Origin of the sequence: Rhizobium sp. CF142, from assembly GCF_000281145.1 — a bacterium.
Classification (GTDB): Bacteria; Pseudomonadota; Alphaproteobacteria; order Rhizobiales; family Rhizobiaceae; genus Rhizobium.
On record NZ_AJWE01000137.1, the window covers coordinates 21,046 to 38,375 of the forward strand.

At 60.2% G+C, this 17,330-nt stretch carries 15 protein-coding genes, 1 tRNA gene and 1 pseudogene; 6 read left to right on the plus strand and 11 right to left on the minus strand.

Annotated elements, in window-relative coordinates:
• Positions 1-19 precede the first annotated feature (19 nt).
• On the plus strand, positions 20-2,407 hold the full coding sequence (locus PMI11_RS34800; RefSeq protein WP_007827007.1) for a phosphoketolase family protein: 2,388 nt from the start codon (positions 20-22) through the stop codon (positions 2,405-2,407).
• A gap of 70 nt (positions 2,408-2,477) precedes the next feature.
• Here the strand turns inward: PMI11_RS34800 and PMI11_RS34805 are convergent, their stop codons facing one another.
• Positions 2,478-2,864: a hypothetical protein gene (locus tag PMI11_RS34805; RefSeq protein WP_007827009.1), complete on the minus strand. Its 387-nt coding sequence runs from the start codon at positions 2,862-2,864 to the stop codon at positions 2,478-2,480.
• Between the two features lie 158 nt (positions 2,865-3,022).
• Here PMI11_RS34805 and PMI11_RS34810 point away from each other — a divergent pair, with 158 nt between their 5' ends.
• Together PMI11_RS34810 and PMI11_RS34815 are read left to right on the plus strand one after the other, a co-directional pair.
• The gene (locus PMI11_RS34810) at positions 3,023-3,925 is read left to right on the plus strand and encodes a LysR family transcriptional regulator (protein ID WP_007827011.1); all 903 of its coding nucleotides are present in this window, start codon (positions 3,023-3,025) and stop codon (positions 3,923-3,925) included.
• 38 nt (positions 3,926-3,963) lie between these two features.
• A complete protein-coding gene (locus PMI11_RS34815) occupies positions 3,964-4,218 on the plus strand; it encodes a hypothetical protein (RefSeq protein WP_157179734.1) in 255 nt (84 codons plus the stop codon).
• Between the two features lie 5 nt (positions 4,219-4,223).
• Here the strand turns inward: PMI11_RS34815 and PMI11_RS34820 are convergent, their stop codons facing one another.
• The 4 genes from PMI11_RS34820 to mnmA all read right to left on the minus strand — a co-directional run bounded on the left by PMI11_RS34820 (position 4,224) and on the right by mnmA (position 6,518).
• Positions 4,224-4,661 (minus strand): universal stress protein, encoded by a 438-nt coding sequence (locus tag PMI11_RS34820; protein ID WP_007827014.1) that lies wholly within the window; start codon positions 4,659-4,661, stop codon positions 4,224-4,226.
• A 106-nt stretch (positions 4,662-4,767) separates the two neighbouring features.
• Positions 4,768-5,019 (minus strand): hypothetical protein, encoded by a 252-nt coding sequence (locus PMI11_RS34825; protein WP_007827016.1) that lies wholly within the window; start codon positions 5,017-5,019, stop codon positions 4,768-4,770.
• An 88-nt stretch (positions 5,020-5,107) separates the two neighbouring features.
• Positions 5,108-5,184 (minus strand) — tRNA-Met (locus tag PMI11_RS34830).
• Between the two features lie 134 nt (positions 5,185-5,318).
• Positions 5,319-6,518, minus strand: coding sequence for a tRNA 2-thiouridine(34) synthase MnmA (gene mnmA, locus PMI11_RS34835; protein ID WP_007827018.1), 1,200 nt, complete (start codon positions 6,516-6,518; stop codon positions 5,319-5,321).
• Between the two features lie 257 nt (positions 6,519-6,775).
• Here mnmA and PMI11_RS34845 point away from each other — a divergent pair, with 257 nt between their 5' ends.
• Positions 6,776-7,732 (plus strand): DMT family transporter, encoded by a 957-nt coding sequence (locus PMI11_RS34845; RefSeq protein WP_007827020.1) that lies wholly within the window; start codon positions 6,776-6,778, stop codon positions 7,730-7,732.
• A 335-nt stretch (positions 7,733-8,067) separates the two neighbouring features.
• Here PMI11_RS34845 and PMI11_RS34850 read toward each other — a convergent pair whose 3' ends face one another.
• The gene (locus tag PMI11_RS34850; RefSeq protein ID WP_007827024.1) at positions 8,068-9,192 is read right to left on the minus strand and encodes a TDT family transporter; all 1,125 of its coding nucleotides are present in this window, start codon (positions 9,190-9,192) and stop codon (positions 8,068-8,070) included.
• 107 nt (positions 9,193-9,299) lie between these two features.
• On the opposite strand from PMI11_RS34850, the gene PMI11_RS34855 reads away from it, so the two are divergent.
• Positions 9,300-10,178: a LysR family transcriptional regulator gene (locus PMI11_RS34855; RefSeq protein ID WP_007827025.1), complete on the plus strand. Its 879-nt coding sequence runs from the start codon at positions 9,300-9,302 to the stop codon at positions 10,176-10,178.
• Here the strand turns inward: PMI11_RS34855 and PMI11_RS34860 are convergent.
• A complete protein-coding gene (locus PMI11_RS34860; RefSeq protein WP_037072693.1) occupies positions 10,170-12,251 on the minus strand; it encodes a putative bifunctional diguanylate cyclase/phosphodiesterase in 2,082 nt (693 codons plus the stop codon). The two genes, PMI11_RS34855 and PMI11_RS34860, sit on opposite strands and share 9 nt — an antisense overlap.
• Before the next feature lie 270 nt (positions 12,252-12,521).
• Between PMI11_RS34860 and PMI11_RS34865 the strand changes: the two genes are divergently transcribed.
• Entirely contained in the window at positions 12,522-12,740 is a 219-nt protein-coding gene (locus PMI11_RS34865; RefSeq protein WP_037072695.1) for a hypothetical protein, read from the plus strand.
• Between the two features lie 89 nt (positions 12,741-12,829).
• Here PMI11_RS34865 and serA read toward each other — a convergent pair whose 3' ends face one another.
• The 4 genes and pseudogenes from serA to PMI11_RS34885 form a co-directional block, all read right to left on the minus strand.
• Positions 12,830-14,425, minus strand: coding sequence for a phosphoglycerate dehydrogenase (gene serA / locus PMI11_RS34870; protein WP_007827029.1), 1,596 nt, complete (start codon positions 14,423-14,425; stop codon positions 12,830-12,832).
• An 82-nt stretch (positions 14,426-14,507) separates the two neighbouring features.
• Positions 14,508-15,686: a phosphoserine transaminase gene (locus PMI11_RS34875; protein ID WP_007827031.1), complete on the minus strand. Its 1,179-nt coding sequence runs from the start codon at positions 15,684-15,686 to the stop codon at positions 14,508-14,510.
• A gap of 107 nt (positions 15,687-15,793) precedes the next feature.
• Positions 15,794-16,383, minus strand: a pseudogene (locus PMI11_RS34880) (NAD(P)H-dependent oxidoreductase).
• 81 nt (positions 16,384-16,464) lie between these two features.
• Positions 16,465-17,310: an outer membrane protein gene (locus PMI11_RS34885; protein WP_007827036.1), complete on the minus strand. Its 846-nt coding sequence runs from the start codon at positions 17,308-17,310 to the stop codon at positions 16,465-16,467.
• Between the last annotated feature and the right edge of the window lie 20 nt (positions 17,311-17,330).

The window sequence follows — 17,330 nt, forward strand, 5'->3', positions numbered from 1 at the left end:
AGTTTAACGGGAGAAATCCGTGGAAAAGCATGTCTCGACTCCAGCAGTTATTTCCGACGCCGAACTCACACTCATCGACCGCTACTGGCGGGCAGCCAACTATCTCTCGGTCGGCCAGATCTATCTCCTATCCAATCCTCTCCTGCGCCAGCCGCTAAAACCGGAACATATCAAGCCCCGCCTACTCGGTCACTGGGGCACCACGCCCGGCCTCAACTTCATCTACGCGCATCTGAACCGCATCATCCGCGCCCGCGATCTCGACATCATCTATATGTGCGGCCCCGGCCACGGCGGACCGGGCATGGTCGCCAATACCTATCTCGAAGGCATTTACAGCGAGATCTATCCCGATATCGCCGAGACCGAGGACGGCATGCGCAAGCTCTTTCGCCAGTTCTCCTTCCCCGGCGGCATCCCGAGCCATGCGGCGCCGGAAACGCCCGGCTCCATCCATGAGGGCGGTGAACTCGGCTATGCGCTCGTCCATGCCTATGGCGCAGCCTTCGATAATCCCGATCTGATCGTCGCCTGCGTCATCGGCGATGGCGAAGCCGAAACCGGGCCGCTGGCGGCAAGCTGGCATTCCAACAAGTTCCTGAACCCCGCCCGCGACGGCGCCGTCCTGCCGATCCTGCATCTCAACGGCTACAAGATCGCCAATCCAACCATCCTCGGTCGGGCGAGCGACGAAGATCTGATGCATTTGTTCGAAGGCTATGGTTATGAGCCCTTCTTCGTCGAAGGCCACGAGCCGGCAAAGATGCATCAGCAGATGGCCGCTGCCTTCGACGAGATCTTCGACCGCATTCGGGCAATTCAGAGGGAGGCACGCGACGGCACGGCGCCACAGGCCTGCCCGCGCTGGCCGATGATCGTACTGCGCAGCCCCAAGGGCTGGACTGGCCCGAAAGAAGTGGATGGCAAAAAGGTCGAAGGCTTCTGGCGCGCCCATCAGGTGCCGGTTTCCAATTGCCGGGAGAACGACGGACACCGGAAAATCCTCGAAGACTGGATGCGCGGTTACGATCCCGAAGACCTCTTCGATGCGTCGGGCACGCTGAAGCCGGAACTGCGGGCGCTGGCCCCCTCAGGCAAACGCCGCATGGGTGCCAATCCGCACGCCAATGGCGGTCTGCTACGCAAGGAGCTGATCGCGCCTGATATCCGCACCTATGAGGTAAAGGTGGAAAAACGGGGGGCTGAGATGGTGCAATCCACCGAAATCCTCGGCCATTACCTGCGCGATACGCTGAAGCTCAATGAGGCCAACGCGAACTTTCGCATTTTCGGCCCCGACGAAACGGAATCGAACCGTCTCGGCAGCGTCTTTGAAGTCACCGATCGCGTCTGGATGGAGAAGATCGAACCCTATGACGTGAGCCTCGCCAGCGACGGCCGCGTCATGGAGGTGCTGAGCGAACATCTTTGCCAGGGATGGCTGGAAGGCTACCTGCTGACGGGCCGGCACGGTCTCTTTTCCTGCTACGAGGCCTTCATCCACATCATCGACTCGATGTTCAACCAGCATGCCAAGTGGTTGAAGGTCACCCGGGAGCTGGAGTGGAGGAAGCCAATCTCCTCGCTCAACTATCTCTTGACCTCGCATGTCTGGCGGCAGGACCATAACGGCTTCTCACATCAGGACCCCGGCTTCGTTGATCTCGTCGCCAACAAGAAGGCCGATATCGTCCGCATTTACCTGCCGCCGGACGCCAACACCCTCCTCTGGGTCGGCGATCATTGCCTGAAGACCTACGACCGCATCAACGTCATCGTCGCCGGCAAGCAGCCGGAGCCGCAATGGCTGACCATGGACGAGGCGGTGAAACATTGCGAGACCGGCATCGGCATTTGGAACTGGGCAAGCCATGAGGACGACACGGTGGCGCCCGATGTCGTCATGGCCTGCGCTGGTGACGTGCCGACCATGGAGACGCTCGCTGCCGTCGATCTGCTGCATCGGCATATTCCGGAGCTGAAGATCCGCACTGTCAACGTGGTCGACCTTCTCGCCCTGCAATCACAGGATCAGCATCCGCATGGCCTGACGGACGAGGCCTTCGACGCGATCTTCACAACGGACAGGCCGGTGATCTTCGCCTATCACGGCTATCCCTACCTCATCCACCGGCTGACCTATAAGCGCACCAACCACCGCAACATCCATGTGCGCGGCTTCATCGAAGAGGGCACGACGACCACGCCCTTCGACATGACGGTGCTCAACGAGCTCGACCGCTTTCACCTCGCGATTGAGGCAATCGAGCGCGTTCCGGGCCTGAAGGAGAAAGTGCCCGAGGTGTTGGAAAGCCTGAGGGCCAAGCTCGTCGAGCATCATGCCTATGTCCGCGAATATGGCGAGGACATGCCTGATGTGCGCAACTGGAAATGGCCCGCAGCCTGAAAAGGATGCCACTAAATATGAAAAGGGCCGCACGGAAACCGCGCGGCCCTTCCCCAGCCGTAATGCGAAGTTACTGGCCGTTCTGCGTGCCGCTTGGTGCGGCCGCACCCGTCGGCGCGTTGCCGACAGGCGCCGGGTTGCGATCTGTAGGTTCCAGCGGCTTAATGGAGCCGGTCGCCGGATTGTTGTCTAAAGTACCGGCACCCGAAGGCTGCCCGGTGATCGCATTGGGCGTTGTGGATGCGGTCGAAGCCGGTTCTGTGGTCGTGCCCGGCCAGATGGCAAAGCTCGCAGCAGCGATCAGAATGACCAGAATGCCGGCTGCGAGCACACCCCAGAGCGAGACGCTACGCCGCTCATCGGCGAGCACTTTCTCCTCTTTATAGGATGCCTGCCCGAGTGGCATGCCGGTATTCTCATCCACGATTCGGTTCTTGTCGTCACCATATTGGGTCATCACTTGATCCTCCAATCTGTGCGGTAGAAACCAAATCAGCGGGAAGATGTTCCATCGAGCCGGTTTTTGGATCCATACGGGCAGCGATAACGTGCCGACCTTGTTGACCAAGCTGCACTTCCTTAACATCATCAATGACATCAAATCAGGAGCGATCCATGGCATTCGACGGCCGCCTGCTTTCCGGTGTCAGCACGCTTGCCGCGGTGGTCGAAAGCGGCAGCTTCGTCAGGGCAGCCGATGCGCTTGGCCTTTCAGCCTCCGGCGTCAGCCGCGCCATATCGAGACTGGAGGCCCGTGTCGGCGTGCGCCTGCTCGACCGCACCACCCGCTCGGTACGGCTGACGGACGAAGGCGCCCGTTTTTACGAACAGGTCGCTCCGCATCTCGATGGCATAGAGGAGGCCGCGACGCTCGCATCAGGTGCGTCTCTGACCGTGCGCGGCCGCTTGCGCATCGACGTCGATCCGATCTTTTCCCGCATGGTGCTGGCGCCGCATCTGAAGCAGTTCATGACCCGCTATCCGGCGCTGGAACTCGAATTGATAACCCGCGACCTGATGAGTGATCTCGTCGCCGACGGCATTGATATCGCCATCCGCTTCGGCCAGCAGCCGAACTCGTCGCGCATCGCCCGCAAGCTGATGGAAACCCGCGTCCTCACGGTCGCCACGCCTGCCTATCTCGCGGAGCACGGCACGCCGAGGACACCGGCCGAAATCGCCAACCACTCCTGTATCCAGTTCCGCGATCCGCTGACAGGCAAGACTTTCGAATGGGAACTGCACAGGGGCAAGAAGATCGTGCCGCTCGACGCCCGTGGACCACTTCTGATGAGCGACCCCGGCACCATGCTCGATGCCTGCCTTGCCGGCGCCGGCATCGCCCAGGTGCTTGCCCTTAGCGTCAAGGACCTGCTTGCCGAAGGACGCCTTATAGAGCTCTATCCAGACTGGCCGGGCGAAACTTTCCCCCTCTACGCTGTCCATCCTTCCCGGCATCACGTACCGGCCAAGGTGAACGCCTTTATCGAATTCTGCCTGGAGCTTATCCGCGACTAGATACCGATCTTCGAAAGTTGGTGACAACCTTTCGGCCCTTGTTCCGGTTCGACCTGAACGTAGGCTATGAAATTTCACAACTGGAAACGCCGCCGAGGAAAGCCATGAAGGGTTTCGCCACCAGCCTCACCGCCTCCCGCCTGGAAGAAATGCTGGCCTTCTACATGACGCCGGCGGCGGGTAGCCCTGACGAAGCCGACGATGGCCGCGAGGAAAGCGGAGCGGTGTCCACCAAGACGGCAGATCACACCGCCGAGCGCACGGCGTCCCTCGCCGCCCTGACGGAAAACTAGGTCGCCTACTTTACCACCAGGACCGGGATAGCCGCCTCGGAAAGGACCTCGGACGTCTGGCTGCCGAGCATGAGCCGCGAGATCCCGCGGCGGCCATGCGAGGAAATAACGATCAGGCCGCAGCCCCGCTCTGCTGCCGTTTCCAAAATGGCGACTGCCGGCGAAAGATGCACCTTGCTGACGAAGTCGGCGACAACGCCGGCGCTCTTCGCTTTTTCCCCGATGATCTTTTCCAGATCCTCGATCTCTTTCCGGCGGCCCTCATTGTAGCTGTCCATCGCCTCAGCCTGCACGATCCCCTGCAGCGCAAAACCGGTCAGCGGCACGATGACGCTGATAACGGTCACGGGAAGGTTGAGCGCCTTGGCAAGCGCAAGACCATGATCGACACCCCGACCGGCAAGTTCCGAACCGTCAGTGGGCAGCAATATGCGATTATACATGGGAGATCCGTTCTGCTGGCTGAATTCAAATGAAGAAGGAATTCAACAGCAATGGTAATCCCGCGCCTTGACGCAGGTCAACATCAGGCGAAGCTGACACCCACCTTCAGTTCCAGAGGAAATCTTCGCTTTCAATACGGGAGGCAAGCTTGAGCGTGCCGTCAGGCTGAACGACATAACGTTCGAACTGCCGAACGCCAAATTTGCCGAGGAAAGTATGCTTCACCACCGTGCCGGGCTTATAGGGCGAATGGATAACCTTACCGCCATAGGTCAGGCTGCCTGGGATAGGCTGGTCTTCCGTCGTCGTGCTGCAGCCAGCAGCGAGAAGAAGAATTGCGACAACAGCGTATTTCATCACGCACCCCCGATGACGAAGCGTCTTCCGACGAATTATATCGCCTGCGCCACGAGCGCGCACTGATAGTTTTGATCTTGGGGACGAGTGGTAGCGGAGGAGGGATTTGAACCCCCGACACAAGGATTATGATTCCTCTGCTCTGACCTACTGAGCTACTCCGCCACTGGTCAAACGATACCGTTCGCGAAGCGCTTCCGGTCCGTGGGATGTGCGGCTTATAAGGTGCGCTTCCGCTTTGTGTCAAGCACATGATGGAGAAAAACGGTGGGCTTTCCGCAGTGCCGTTTTTCGCCGTTTCAGGCCATCGCGTAGTTGGAAAGCAGCGCCTTCAACGAGGCTTCGGCATCGGGCTCGCGTTCGGAACGTTCGATGAAGCCGCCGCCGAAGACGCGGGCGTCATCGCCGGGTGCCGAATAGAGCGCGCAGGCCTGGCCCGGCGCGATGCCTGCCTCGCCGACCGTCAGGTCGACATAGACGCCGCTTGCATCGATGTGCAGGACAGCAGGCGCCGGCGCGCGGGTGGAGCGCACCTTGGCGTAGCAGGCAAAGCCGTCGCCTGACGCTGCGACCTGAAGTGTCTCGTCGCCCAGCCAGTTGACGTCGCGCAGATAGACGCGGTGCGTTTCCAGCGCCTCCTTCGGACCGACGATGACGCGGCGCGAACGGGCGTCGAGAAAGACGACGTAGAGAGGCTCGCCGGTAGCAATGCCGATGCCGCGGCGCTGGCCGATCGTGTAATGCAGGATGCCTTCGTGCTGGCCGAGGATGCGGCCGTCGAGATGAACGATATCACCGGCCAAAGCCGAATTCGGCTTCAGCTTGGTGATGATGTCCGAATATTTGCCCTGCGGCACGAAACAGATGTCCTGGCTGTCGGCCTTCTTGGCGACGACAAGGCCCATCTCTTCGGCCAGTCGGCGGGTTTCCGACTTCGGCAGACCGCCGAGCGGGAAGCGCAGATAGTCGATCTGCTCCTGCGTCGTGGCGAAGAGGAAATAACTCTGGTCACGGTCGGCATCGGCCGGGCGATAGAGCGCGCGGCGACCGGGATTGCAGGACGATGGATTCGGGCGCGAGCGGATATAATGGCCGGTCGCGAGCGCATCGGCGCCGAGTTCCTTGGCTGTCGCCAGAAGATCGGCGAACTTGACCGTCTGGTTGCAGGCAACGCAGGGGATCGGCGTCTCGCCGGCGACGTAGCTCTCGGCAAAGGGATTGATGACGGTTTCGCGGAACCGCTTCTCGTAGTCGAGCACGTAATGCGGAATACCGAGCGTCTCGCAGACACGGCGTGCATCGTCGATATCCTGGCCCGCGCAGCACGAGCCGGCGCGGTGGACCGCAGCGCCATGATCGTATAGCTGCAGCGTGATGCCAAGCACATCGTACCCCTGGCGTTTGAGAAGCCCGGCCACGACGGAGCTGTCAACGCCGCCAGACATGGCGACGACGACACGGGTGTCTTCCGGCTGCTTGTCAAAATCCAGTGTGTTCACGGGTACTGCCAAATTCTATGCTGTTTCGATCCGCCTTTTCTCACGTCGGAATGTGGCGGATTTCCTGTGTTCCGGCGGGATCGGCCGCCAGCTTGCATGGGCGACGGATATAGAAACTATTCCGTCTCCGCGCAAGGGCCGGCTTTTCCGGCAGCGTCATGCGCGGGTCGCGCATTGCAGCTATTCGCAATCGACCTTTGATAGGCCGTATTTCATCACGTAGATGAAACGGCCCACCTTTTAAAAGATTCGGATAAATGACAGCCGCCTCCACCACGCTTCGTGGCGTCCTTGTCGCATTTGCGGCCTATGCCGTCTTTGCCTTCAGCGATGCTTCCATCAAGGCCCTGCACGGCACGGTTCCTTCCTTCCAGGTCGCCTTTACGGGTGCGATCCTCAGCCTGGCAGCCCTGCCCTTCATCAAGGGGCCAAGTGATTCATGGCTGGACATTTTCAGGACGACGAACCGGCCGCTCTGGCTGGTGCGCTTTGTTGCCGGTGCGACCGGCGCAATCGCCTCCATCATCACCTTTACCAAGCTGCCGATGGCAGAGGCATTCTGCCTTCTCTTTTTGCTGCCCTCCTTCGTTACCATCCTCTCGGTGATCTTCCTGAAGGAGGATGTACGCTGGCAGCGCTGGGCTGCCGTCATCGTCGGCTTCCTCGGGGTGCTCGTGGTTCTGAGGCCGGGTTTCCGCGAACTGTCTGTCGGCCATCTGGCGGCGACCATCGGCGCGATCTCGGCGGCTATCGCCATCGTCATCCTTCGCAAGCTCGGCCCGGCCGAAAAGCGCCTCTCGCTTTATGGTGCCTCGCTGCTTGGCACGCTCATCGTCAGCGGCCTTCTCATGCTCTCACAGGTGGTTGTGCCAAGCCCGCAGCAATGGTTGTTTCTCGCAAGCTACGGCCTGCTGGGCGCAGCCGGCAACGTCATGCTGATGACGGCAGCCCGCCTCGCCCCGGCAACGCTGGTCGCGACACCGCAATATAGCCAGATGATCTGGGCAATCGCCTTCGGCTATCTGTTCTTCAACGACAGCGTCGATCTGCCGATGGCCCTCGGCATCGTGCTCATCATCTGCTCGGGTCTACTGACGCTGATCCGCGAGCGCAAACGTCAGGTGCCTCTGCCGGCAGCCGTTGCCTCCGGCGACGCACAATCGCAGATCGCTACGACACCGGTGGAAGGCGACGTGGACGCCCCGACGCGATAGGCCTATTCCGCCGCCTCGCGCCAGGTCCGCGTGGGTGGCTCGCTCGTCATCACCTGCATGCGCTGCTTTGCGACGCAGCGCGGGAAAAAGACGCAGCCGAAGCTGCGCCTTCAGGCAAGAGGTGGGCGGTATCGGCTCAGGTGCCGATCAGTTTGTTGCAGGCAAGTGCGATGCCCGGATTGGCGATGATGGCAGTCATGAGCGCCAGACCGATCATCGACAACGTGTAGCGTTTCATGTGCATCCTCCTTTTTCAGCCCCGCCGAGAGTATGCAATGCTGACTGGCATTCTCAAAATAACGAATGATTGAGGCAGTTGCGTAAGCGCCAGACGATCAGCTCTCCAGGCTGGGATCAACGAAGAGCGAACCATTATAGGCGCCGCAGCTCGTGCGGATGGCGACGACGACCCAAATCGCGGCAAGAGCTACGACCAGAACCTCTCCGAACCCTGTCAGCGCCGGCAACGGAAAGATACTGGAAAGCCGCAGCGTGGCGACGGCATAGACACCGATCGGGAAGGTGTAACCCCACCAGCCGAGATTGAAGGGCAAGCCCTGCCGCAGATGGTTGATGGTGATGGCAACCGCCAGGCCAAGCCACCAGAGGCCATAGCCCCACAGCAGGACAGCACCAAGCAAAGCCGCACCCGAAATCGCTGGAGCCAGCGCGCCAAGGCCGCCGGCTGTAAGAGCTTGCCCGCCATTGATGGAAAACAGAGCAAGCCCAAGTGCGCCGGTGCCAACAGGACCGAGGGCAAGGAAGCTCGTCGCTGCCATGCTTGCGGGCGGCAGCTTGTGCAGAGCCAGGCGCAGGAAGAGGATGACGAGAATGCCGAGCGCCAGCGGCACCGAGCAGGACCAGAGCACGAAACTCGCAAAAAGCACCGGAAGCTGCGCGCCTTCGGCAAGATGCGGCACCAACAATCCGCCGCTCGCAGCTGCGACCTCAGAGGCAACGATCGGCAACAGCCAAACGGCGCTCATATGCTCGATTGCATGCTGCTGCCGCGTGAACATGACCAGTGGAATGGCAAGACCTGCCAGAACTGCCAGCGCTGCATCCAACCACCACAACTCCGCCGCAATAGAGACGCTCGCCTCGCCTAAAAGGCCCGGTCCGAAGATCAAGAAACCATTGACGATAGTCGCAAGGCCCATCGGAATGCAGCCGAAGAACATCGAAACGACGGGATGGTCGAATGCCCTCAGTGCAGCGCCGGGATACAGCAGCCACTTTCCGGCATAGATGCAGGTCAGCACTGCAAACAGGCCGATATTCGCGAGCCACAGCATCTCGCCTGCCGCGTGGGCTGCCGGCAAATCCGGAAACTGACCGAAGCAGACGGCAAGGATGCCGGTTCCCATCGTCGTCGCAAACCAGTTCGGCGTGAAGTGGCGCAAGACACGCGTCCGCTGGCGAACAATCGGGACAGAAGGAGACAGATGCAGCGCGGTCATGGCGAATTCCTTTCGTTGACCGCTTTCATATCGGCATCAAATAATCGCTTCCAACGATTTATCTTTATCATTCCGTTCGATAATATCGAACGATCGATGGAGGCGACATGACACTGGAGCAGCTCAGAATATTCGCAGAGGTAGCAGCGCGTCAGCACATCACGAAGGCGGCGGCTCACCTGAACATGACCCAGTCGGCCGTCAGCGCCGCAATCACCGCATTGGAGACACGACACGGCGTCACCCTCTTCGACCGCGTCGGCCGCTCGATCGTGCTGAACCGGACCGGCCAACTGTTCCTGAAGGAAGCACAGGCCGTGCTGACCAGCGCAAAGGCGGCAGAGGCCGCCCTGATGGACCTCTCCGGCCTCATGCATGGCGAGCTCACGATCATGGCAAGCCAAACGATCGGCGGCTATTGGCTGTCGCCGCGGCTTGCCGCGTTCCGCCGAAATTATCCGGGCATCGAATTGGCAATCCGCATCGGCAACACTGCCGAAGTGTCTGACGCCGTTGCCAATGGCGAGGTGGAAGTGGGCCTTATCGAGTGGCCGAGCGACAGGCGCGGCGTTTCGGCAAGGCAGGTCGCCCTAGACGAGATGATCGTCGTCGTTGCCTCCAATCACCCCTGGGCGGACGGCAAATCACGCGGCCCGAGCGATTTTCCTCAGACGCAGTGGGTACTGCGCGAACAGGGGTCCGGCACCCGCCTCGCCTTCGAAAGCCTTCTGCAAAGAACCGGTCTCGATATCGATGCGCTTGATGTGGCGATGGTGCTACCGGAGAACGAGCCGCTCGTCGGCATCGTCGAAGCTGGCATCGGCGCGACGCTGATGTCACGCAGCGTTGTTTCTATGAAGCTCCGCAACGGTCTTCTCACCGAGGTGAATGTGCCGCCCCTGCCCCGTCCCTTCTTCTTGCTGCGCCATGAGGAGCGCTATCGCAGCAAGGCGGCCGATGCTTTCGATGCGATGATCTCAGGCTGATGCCTGCTTGAGTTGGCGTCCGTAGATCAGTGCTTCGGCCTCATGCTGCGGCATCGGTCTGCCGAGAAGATAGCCCTGCACCTCGCCAAATCCCTCGGCCCGCAGCTTCTGCAACTGCTCCTCGGTCTCGATGCCTTCAGCGAGCGTAACCGCATTGAAGCCGGAGCCGATGCCGGCCACGGCTCGCACGATGGCCAGATTGCCGGGATCCGTCTCGATGCCGGACACGAAGCTGCGGTCGAGCTTGATCTTGTCGAAGGTGAAGGCGCGCAGATAGCTGAGCGACGAATAGCCGGTGCCGAAATCGTCGATGGCAATGCGAACGCCGAGTTCCTTCAGCGCCCGAAGCAACGGCAGGCTCTGCGCCACATCGGCCAGGAAGACGGATTCGGTGATCTCGATTTCCAGTCGTTCAGGACGCAGACCCGCCTCATCGAGTGCGCCAACAACGCTGGAAAGCAGGCTCGCATGGCGGAACTGGCTGACGGAAAGATTGACCGCAATTTTCAGATGGTCCGGCCAGGAAGCGGCAGCACGGCAGGCCTCCCGCAAAACCCAATCACCGATCGGAATGATGAGCCCTGTCTCCTCCGCCAGCGGAATGAATTCCATCGGCGCCACGAGGCCGCGCATCGGATGCCGCCAGCGGATCAGCGCCTCGAAACCGCCGATGCCGTCGTTTTCGAGCTGCACGATAGGCTGGTAGTAAAGCTCGAATTGCCCGTGTTCCAGCGCATCCCGCAATTCGCCGGTCAGATGATGCCGGCGCTCGGCCTCAAGCCGCATCGCCGGCTCATAGAAACGATAGGTCGAGCGTCCGCTTTCCTTGGCGGCGTAGAGCGCGAGATCGGCATGGCGCATCAGTACATCGGCCTCGCCGGCATCGACAGGCGCCAGCGCAATGCCGATGCTGCAGGTGACATGCTCCCGGGTGCCATCAAGATCAAAAGCTCTGGCAAGCGACTTGAGCAGCAGATCGGCGAAACGCTCTGCCCGATCGGCCTCGACAAGCTGCAGCACGACCGCGAATTCATCGCCGCCGAGACGCGCCACGAGGTCGCCCTCATCGCCAAGCGCCAGCAAACGCTCCGCCACCTGGCAGAGAAGCGCATCGCCGGCGGCATGGCCCTTGCTGTCATTGATCGTCTTGAAGTGGTCGACGTCGATGTAGAGCAGTGCCACCGGCTTTTCGATCGAAGCGGTAATGGCCTGCTTGCGGATATGTTTGGAGAAGGCGGCGCGGTTCGGCAGGCGGGTCAGCGAGTCATGCATGGCAAGATGCGCAAGCCTCGCCTCCACTGCACGCTCCTCCGTCACGTCGTGAGAGATGCCCAGCAGATAGCGCGGCTCCTTCCCTTCAGACGCCGGCAGGGCACGCTTGACGGTGCGAAGGATCCGCTTGCCGCCGTCGGCCCGCTCCATTGTCTCCTCGAAGCTGATCGTCGCACCGGCGACGAACGCCTCGTGATCCTGCTCGTGAAAGATGTCGGTCTGCTCAGAGGGGAAGAAGTCCCGGTCCACGCGTCCAACCACGTCGCCGGGATGAAAGCCCATGATCTCGCCGCACGCCTCGTTCAGCAGGATGTAGCGGCCATCCTCTTCCATATCCTTCACGAAGACGCCGACCGGCAGGTTGTCGACGATGCTGTCTAGCAGCGAACGTGTATCGGTGATCTGGCGCTGTGCGGCATTCACCTCGGTTCGATCCTGCACGATCGCCAGGATCGCGACCCTTCCTTCGAAGCGCACTTCTCGGCCGTAGGTCAGAACCTCGATGGCCTCGCCATTGGCCTTCATATGCGTCCAGCGCTCGGCCTTCTCCATATCGGTCCGGTCATGAACGGCGCTGAGCATCCGCTCCCGCTCGGCAGCTGGGCGGATATCGAGCACGGTCATGCCCTGATAATCCTCTGCGCTGTAGCCATAGAGCATGAGCGCCGCATCATTGACGATCAGGAAGCGGAGCGTATCCGGATCGTAGACCCACATTGGAGAAGGATGCGTCGTAAACAGCGAACGGAAATCATCAACAAGAGCTTCGGACTGCCCGGATATCGTCTGAAACGAGGCCATTGAGAAATTCACGCAAAATTGGAACCAATATTGAAAGTGGTATAGCCGAGAAAGCTAAATAAAATCACAATCATAAGAGGCCTAAACTTTGAGCGCACGCCCGTAAAATAAGCAGTGAAAGTTTCTCAAACCAGCCATTTCGCGGTTCAGTTGAAAGTTTCAGTGGTAGGTCAAAGCAAAGTCGCGAACGCGTGCCGATTATCAGGTGGAACCAAATCATTTCCAAAGAGTTATTTCCCGTTGAAAATACAACCCATCGGCAGGGAGGCGATGATGGGGACATCCGCAATGACAGATCATGATAAGATCCGGGAATGGATCGAAACACGCGGTGGCCATCCCGCCCGGATGAAAAGCGGCCTGGTCGGCGTTGATTTCGGCAGGCAGGAAAGTTCTATCGAGAACATTTCCTGGGACGAGTTCTTCAGGGTTTTCGACGCGAGCAGAGACACTTTCCTGCATCACGACGCCGACGCCACCCGCCACTGATCGCAGGTCGCCAACGACATGCGCTGAACCATAAAAAAACCGGCACGGAGACCGGGCCGGTTTTTCATGTCTTTCCTTGGGAGGAAAACTCAGTCGACGTTGAAGGCCAGCAGCTTTGCCTGGCGGATCGCGGAATTGGCCGTCAGCTTGCCCAGAACGACGTCGTCAACCGCGGCGTCAACATAGAGCAGAGCAATGGCATCGCCGCCCTGCTTATCGCGGCCAAGTTGGAAGTTGGCGATATTGACGCCGGCAGCACCAAGCGTCGTGCCGATGAAGCCGATCATGCCGGGAACGTCGGTATTGGCGATGTAGATCATGTGGCTGCCGACATCGGCGTCGAGGTTGATGCCCTTGATCTGGATGAAGCGTGGCTTGCCGTCGGAGAAGACCGTGCCGGCAATCGAGCGCGTCATGGATTCCGTGGTCACCGTCAGTTTGATGTAGCCGTCGAAGACGCCCGACTTGTCGCGCTTGACCTCGGAAAGGATAACACCCTTTTCCTTGATCATGATCGGTGCCGAAACCATATTGACGTCGGCCACCTGCGAACGGATCAGGCCGGCGAGAACCGCCGAAGTCAGTGCGCGGGTGTTCATGTTGGCCGTGACGCCATCATAAAGGATTTCGATTTCCTTGATCGGCTCTTCCGTAACCTGGCCGACGAAGGCGCCGAGAACATCGGCGAGCTTGATGAACGGCTTCAGGATCGGCGCTTCCTCAGCGGTGATCGACGGCATGTTGATGGCGTTCGAAACCGCACCCTTGACGAGGTAGTCCGCCATCTGCTCGGCAACCTGTAGAGCAACGTTTTCCTGCGCTTCGGTGGTCGAGGCGCCGAGATGCGGCGTGCAGACGACGTTTGGCAGCCCAAAGAGCGGGCTTTCCTTGGCGGGCTCGACTTCGAAGACGTCGAAGGCCGCACCAGCAACATGGCCGGACTTGATGGCTTCGGCAAGCGCTGCCTCATCGACGAGACCGCCGCGCGCGCAGTTGATGATGCGAACGCCGGGCTTGGTCTTCGCAAGCGCTTCCTTGTTCAGGATGCCGCGCGTCCTGTCGGTCATAGGCACATGCAGCGTGATGAAATCAGCATGGGCCAACAGTTCGTCGAGCTCGACCTTGGTGACGCCCATCTCCTCGGCGCGCTCCTTGGAGAGGAACGGGTCATAGGCGATGACATGCATCTTCAGGCCGATGGCGCGGGCACAGACGATGGAGCCGATGTTGCCGGCGCCGATGACGCCGAGCGTCTTGCCGGTGATTTCGACACCCATGAACTTCGACTTCTCCCACTTGCCGGCCTGCGTGGAGGTGTCGGCAGCCGGAAGCTGGCGGGCAACCGCAAACATCAGGGCGATCGCATGTTCAGCCGTCGTGATCGAGTTGCCGAAGGGCGTGTTCATGACGATGATACCGCGGCGCGATGCGGCCGGGATATCGACATTGTCGACGCCGATACCGGCACGGCCGACGACCTTGAGGTTTTTGGCGGCTTCGATGATCTTCTCAGTCACCTTCGTGGCGGAACGGATGGCGAGACCATCATAGTTGCCGATGACTTCGAACAGCTTGTCCTTGTCCTTGCCGAGCTGTGGCTGGAAATCGACTTCGACGCCGCGATCGCGGAAGATCTGGACGGCGGTTTCCGACAGTTCGTCGGATACGAGAACGCGAGGTGCCATGAGGGCCTCCTTCAAAGGGTTCAGCGATGAATGAATTCGGAATGCGGGGCTCCGCCATCAGGCGGAGCCGGATGCGATCACGTCAGGCAGCAGCCTGGGAAAGCGCTGCTTTCTGGGTTTCAAAGGCCCAGGAAAGCCAAGGCATCAGCTTCTGCATGTCAGCGGTTTCGATCGTGGCACCAGCCCAGATGCGCAGGCCCGACGGAGCGTCACGGTAAGCGCCAATGTCGTAAGCGACGCCTTCCTTTTCGAGGAGAGCGACGAGGCCTTTGGCGAAATTCGCTTGGCCATCGGCATCGAGAGCAGCCACATCCTTGTCGACGATCTTCAGGCAGATCGACGTATTGGATTCGATCTCCGGCTTGACAGCCAGATTGGCGATCCAGTCGTTCGCTGCGACGAAATCAGCGATCGTCTTGGCATTGGCGTCAGCGCGGGCAATCAGGCCCTTGAGGCCGCCGAGCTGCTTGGCCCAGAGAAGCGCATCGATATAATCCTCGACGCAGAGCATCGACGGCGTGTTGATCGTCTCACCCTGGAAGATGCCTTCGATCAACTTGCCACCCGACGTCAGGCGGAAGATCTTCGGCAGCGGCCATGCCGGTTGGTAGGAGACCAGACGCTCGGCAGCACGCGGCGACAGGATAAGGATGCCATGGGCACCCTCGCCGCCCAGAACCTTCTGCCAGGAGAAGGTGACGACATCGAGCTTGGCGAAATCGAGGTCCTGCGCGAAAGCGGCCGAGGTCGCATCGCAGATCGTCAGGCCCTTGCGATCAGCAGGGATAAAATCGGCGTTCGGAACACGTACGCCAGAGGTCGTTCCGTTCCAGGTGAAGACCACGTCACGGTTGAAATCGACGGTGGAAAGGTCGGGGAGTTCGCCGTAGCCGGCTTCGATCTTGCGAACGTCCTTGAGCTTCAGCTGCTTGACGACATCGGTAACCCAACCGGCGCCGAAGCTTTCCCAGGCGACCATGTCGACGCCGCGCTCACCGAGCAGCGACCAGAGCGCCATCTCGACGGCACCAGTATCGGAAGCCGGTACGATGCCGATGCGGTAATCCGCAGGCACTTCCAGAATTTCGCGGGTAAGATCGATCGCCTGCTTCAGCTTGGACTTGCCGACTTTCGCGCGGTGCGAACGGCCAAGGGCCGCATCGGAAAGAGCTTCGAGCGTCCAACCAGGACGTTTCGCGCAGGGGCCAGAAGAAAAATGAGTGTTTTGCGGACGCACGTCCGGCTTTGCGGTATTTGCCATATTGCTACCCTTCCAGATAGATGGCTCCTCGTTGGGGAGGAGTGTCCCGCCGCCGTGTTTATGGGCGAAGCCCGTCATAGTCAAGCGGGAGATGTCGTTTCTGGAGGCTATTTTGCCGCAGCAGCGATCACATCTCGGGTTAAACCGCCGCTGGCGGCGCGATCGCCTGCTTTGAAGATATCGCTGCCAATGCGGCGCGCCATCTCGATATGCGCAGCACCATTTCCTGCATCCGAATCGAGAAGCAGTTCCGACGTCACCACAGAAGCACCGCAATAGTCGAAAATGCCACAGTCGATCTGCGTCTTGATGGCGCTGAAATAACCGTGCCGCTTATAGGTACGGGCATCCGCGCCGCCGATGCCAACGAGATGGACTGGCAGATGCCTAAGCTTTTTCACAACCTTGCCGGATGTGTCGTCATAGACCCAGCCATTGGCAAAGACGCGATCGATCCAGCCTTTCATCAAGGCCGGCATGGACCATCAATGGTCAGGATAGACCAACACGAGCGAATCGGCGCGATCGATTCTCGCCTGCTCGGCGACGACATCGGCAGGTGCCTCGGCTTTCTGGCGATGAGCAGCAACATCGGCCTCGTTGAATCTGGGATCGAAAGCCTCTCCCTTCAGTCTACGATTTCGAAGGAGTTGGCGGCATCGAGTGCCGCGATGCCTTCGGCAATCCCCGCGGCAATGGAGTGACTGAGAGAGCCGGCCCGCTGAAACGAAAAAGCCGCCCTTGCGGACGGCTTTCGATAATCCTTGAAGCTATGGCCTTACTTGTAGACCGGCTGCTGCAGCGGAATTTCCGGCGGTTCGTAGGCGACTGGCTGGGCGCAGCCGCCGAAGAGATAGCGCGCGCCGACACGGGCTTCGTGGACGTTGACGCCACGGTCGCGACCCGGGCCGCCGTTTTCGTTGTAACCGAACATGTTGCCGCCATCGATATGCAGGTAGCGGTAGCCGACGTCAGCCTTGACGTTGCAGGTCACGTCGATCGAGGCGCCGGCCATGAGGGCGTAGCTGAAACGCCAGCCGCCGCGGCCGCCATGGACGACTTCATCATCGCAACCGCTGCCGTCATCGGCGCAGGCGACATTGTGGAGGTCCTTCCACTTGACGTAGGAACCACCGATACCAGCGCCGACATAGGGCGTGAAGTAGGCGTAGGTGCCGAGATCGACATAGGCGTTGGCAAGCAGCGTGTAGGCCGTCATCGACGATACGTCTCTCGACGTACATGCGACCACGCAGGCGCCGAAGGCCGCCCCACCGCCAACCGTCGAACCGCGGAAGTCGGACTTGGTCAGATAGTCGAAGGTCAGGTCGGTGCGCAGATAGCTGTTGATCTGGTAACCGACACCACCGCCAACCGTCCAGGCATCATCAAGGTCAGCATCGTCGAAATCGGCTTCGAGAGCATTGCTGCCCTGGAAGAACTTTGCGCCGCGCAGGTCGGTGAAGGCGTAGCCGACATCACCGCGCAGATACCAGCCGGTCGATTCGCTGACGGCGACTTCCGGCGGCTGTTCCGGGATGGGTTCGACCGGAGCAAGATCGGCAGAATAGGCATTCGACGCGATCAACAGCGCGGCGAAGATACCGGACAAAGTTCGTTTCATGGATTCACTCCAGTCGGTTG

What these genes read in the sequence shown, in the direction of transcription:
- PMI11_RS34805 (WP_007827009.1), bottom strand. Translation starts at nt 2,864, where the DNA reads ATGACCCAATATGGTGACGACAAGAACCGAATCGTGGATGAGAATACC.
- PMI11_RS34810 (WP_007827011.1), top strand. Translation starts at nt 3,023, where the DNA reads ATGGCATTCGACGGCCGCCTGCTTTCCGGTGTCAGCACGCTTGCCGCG.
- PMI11_RS34820 (WP_007827014.1), bottom strand. Translation starts at nt 4,661, where the DNA reads ATGTATAATCGCATATTGCTGCCCACTGACGGTTCGGAACTTGCCGGT.
- PMI11_RS34825 (WP_007827016.1), bottom strand. Translation starts at nt 5,019, where the DNA reads ATGAAATACGCTGTTGTCGCAATTCTTCTTCTCGCTGCTGGCTGCAGC.
- PMI11_RS34845 (WP_007827020.1), top strand. Translation starts at nt 6,776, where the DNA reads ATGACAGCCGCCTCCACCACGCTTCGTGGCGTCCTTGTCGCATTTGCG.
- PMI11_RS34850 (WP_007827024.1), bottom strand. Translation starts at nt 9,192, where the DNA reads ATGACCGCGCTGCATCTGTCTCCTTCTGTCCCGATTGTTCGCCAGCGG.
- PMI11_RS34855 (WP_007827025.1), top strand. Translation starts at nt 9,300, where the DNA reads ATGACACTGGAGCAGCTCAGAATATTCGCAGAGGTAGCAGCGCGTCAG.
- PMI11_RS34860 (WP_037072693.1), bottom strand. Translation starts at nt 12,251, where the DNA reads ATGGCCTCGTTTCAGACGATATCCGGGCAGTCCGAAGCTCTTGTTGAT.
- PMI11_RS34865 (WP_037072695.1), top strand. Translation starts at nt 12,522, where the DNA reads ATGATGGGGACATCCGCAATGACAGATCATGATAAGATCCGGGAATGG.
- serA (WP_007827029.1), bottom strand. Translation starts at nt 14,425, where the DNA reads ATGGCACCTCGCGTTCTCGTATCCGACGAACTGTCGGAAACCGCCGTC.
- PMI11_RS34875 (WP_007827031.1), bottom strand. Translation starts at nt 15,686, where the DNA reads ATGGCAAATACCGCAAAGCCGGACGTGCGTCCGCAAAACACTCATTTT.
- PMI11_RS34885 (WP_007827036.1), bottom strand. Translation starts at nt 17,310, where the DNA reads ATGAAACGAACTTTGTCCGGTATCTTCGCCGCGCTGTTGATCGCGTCG.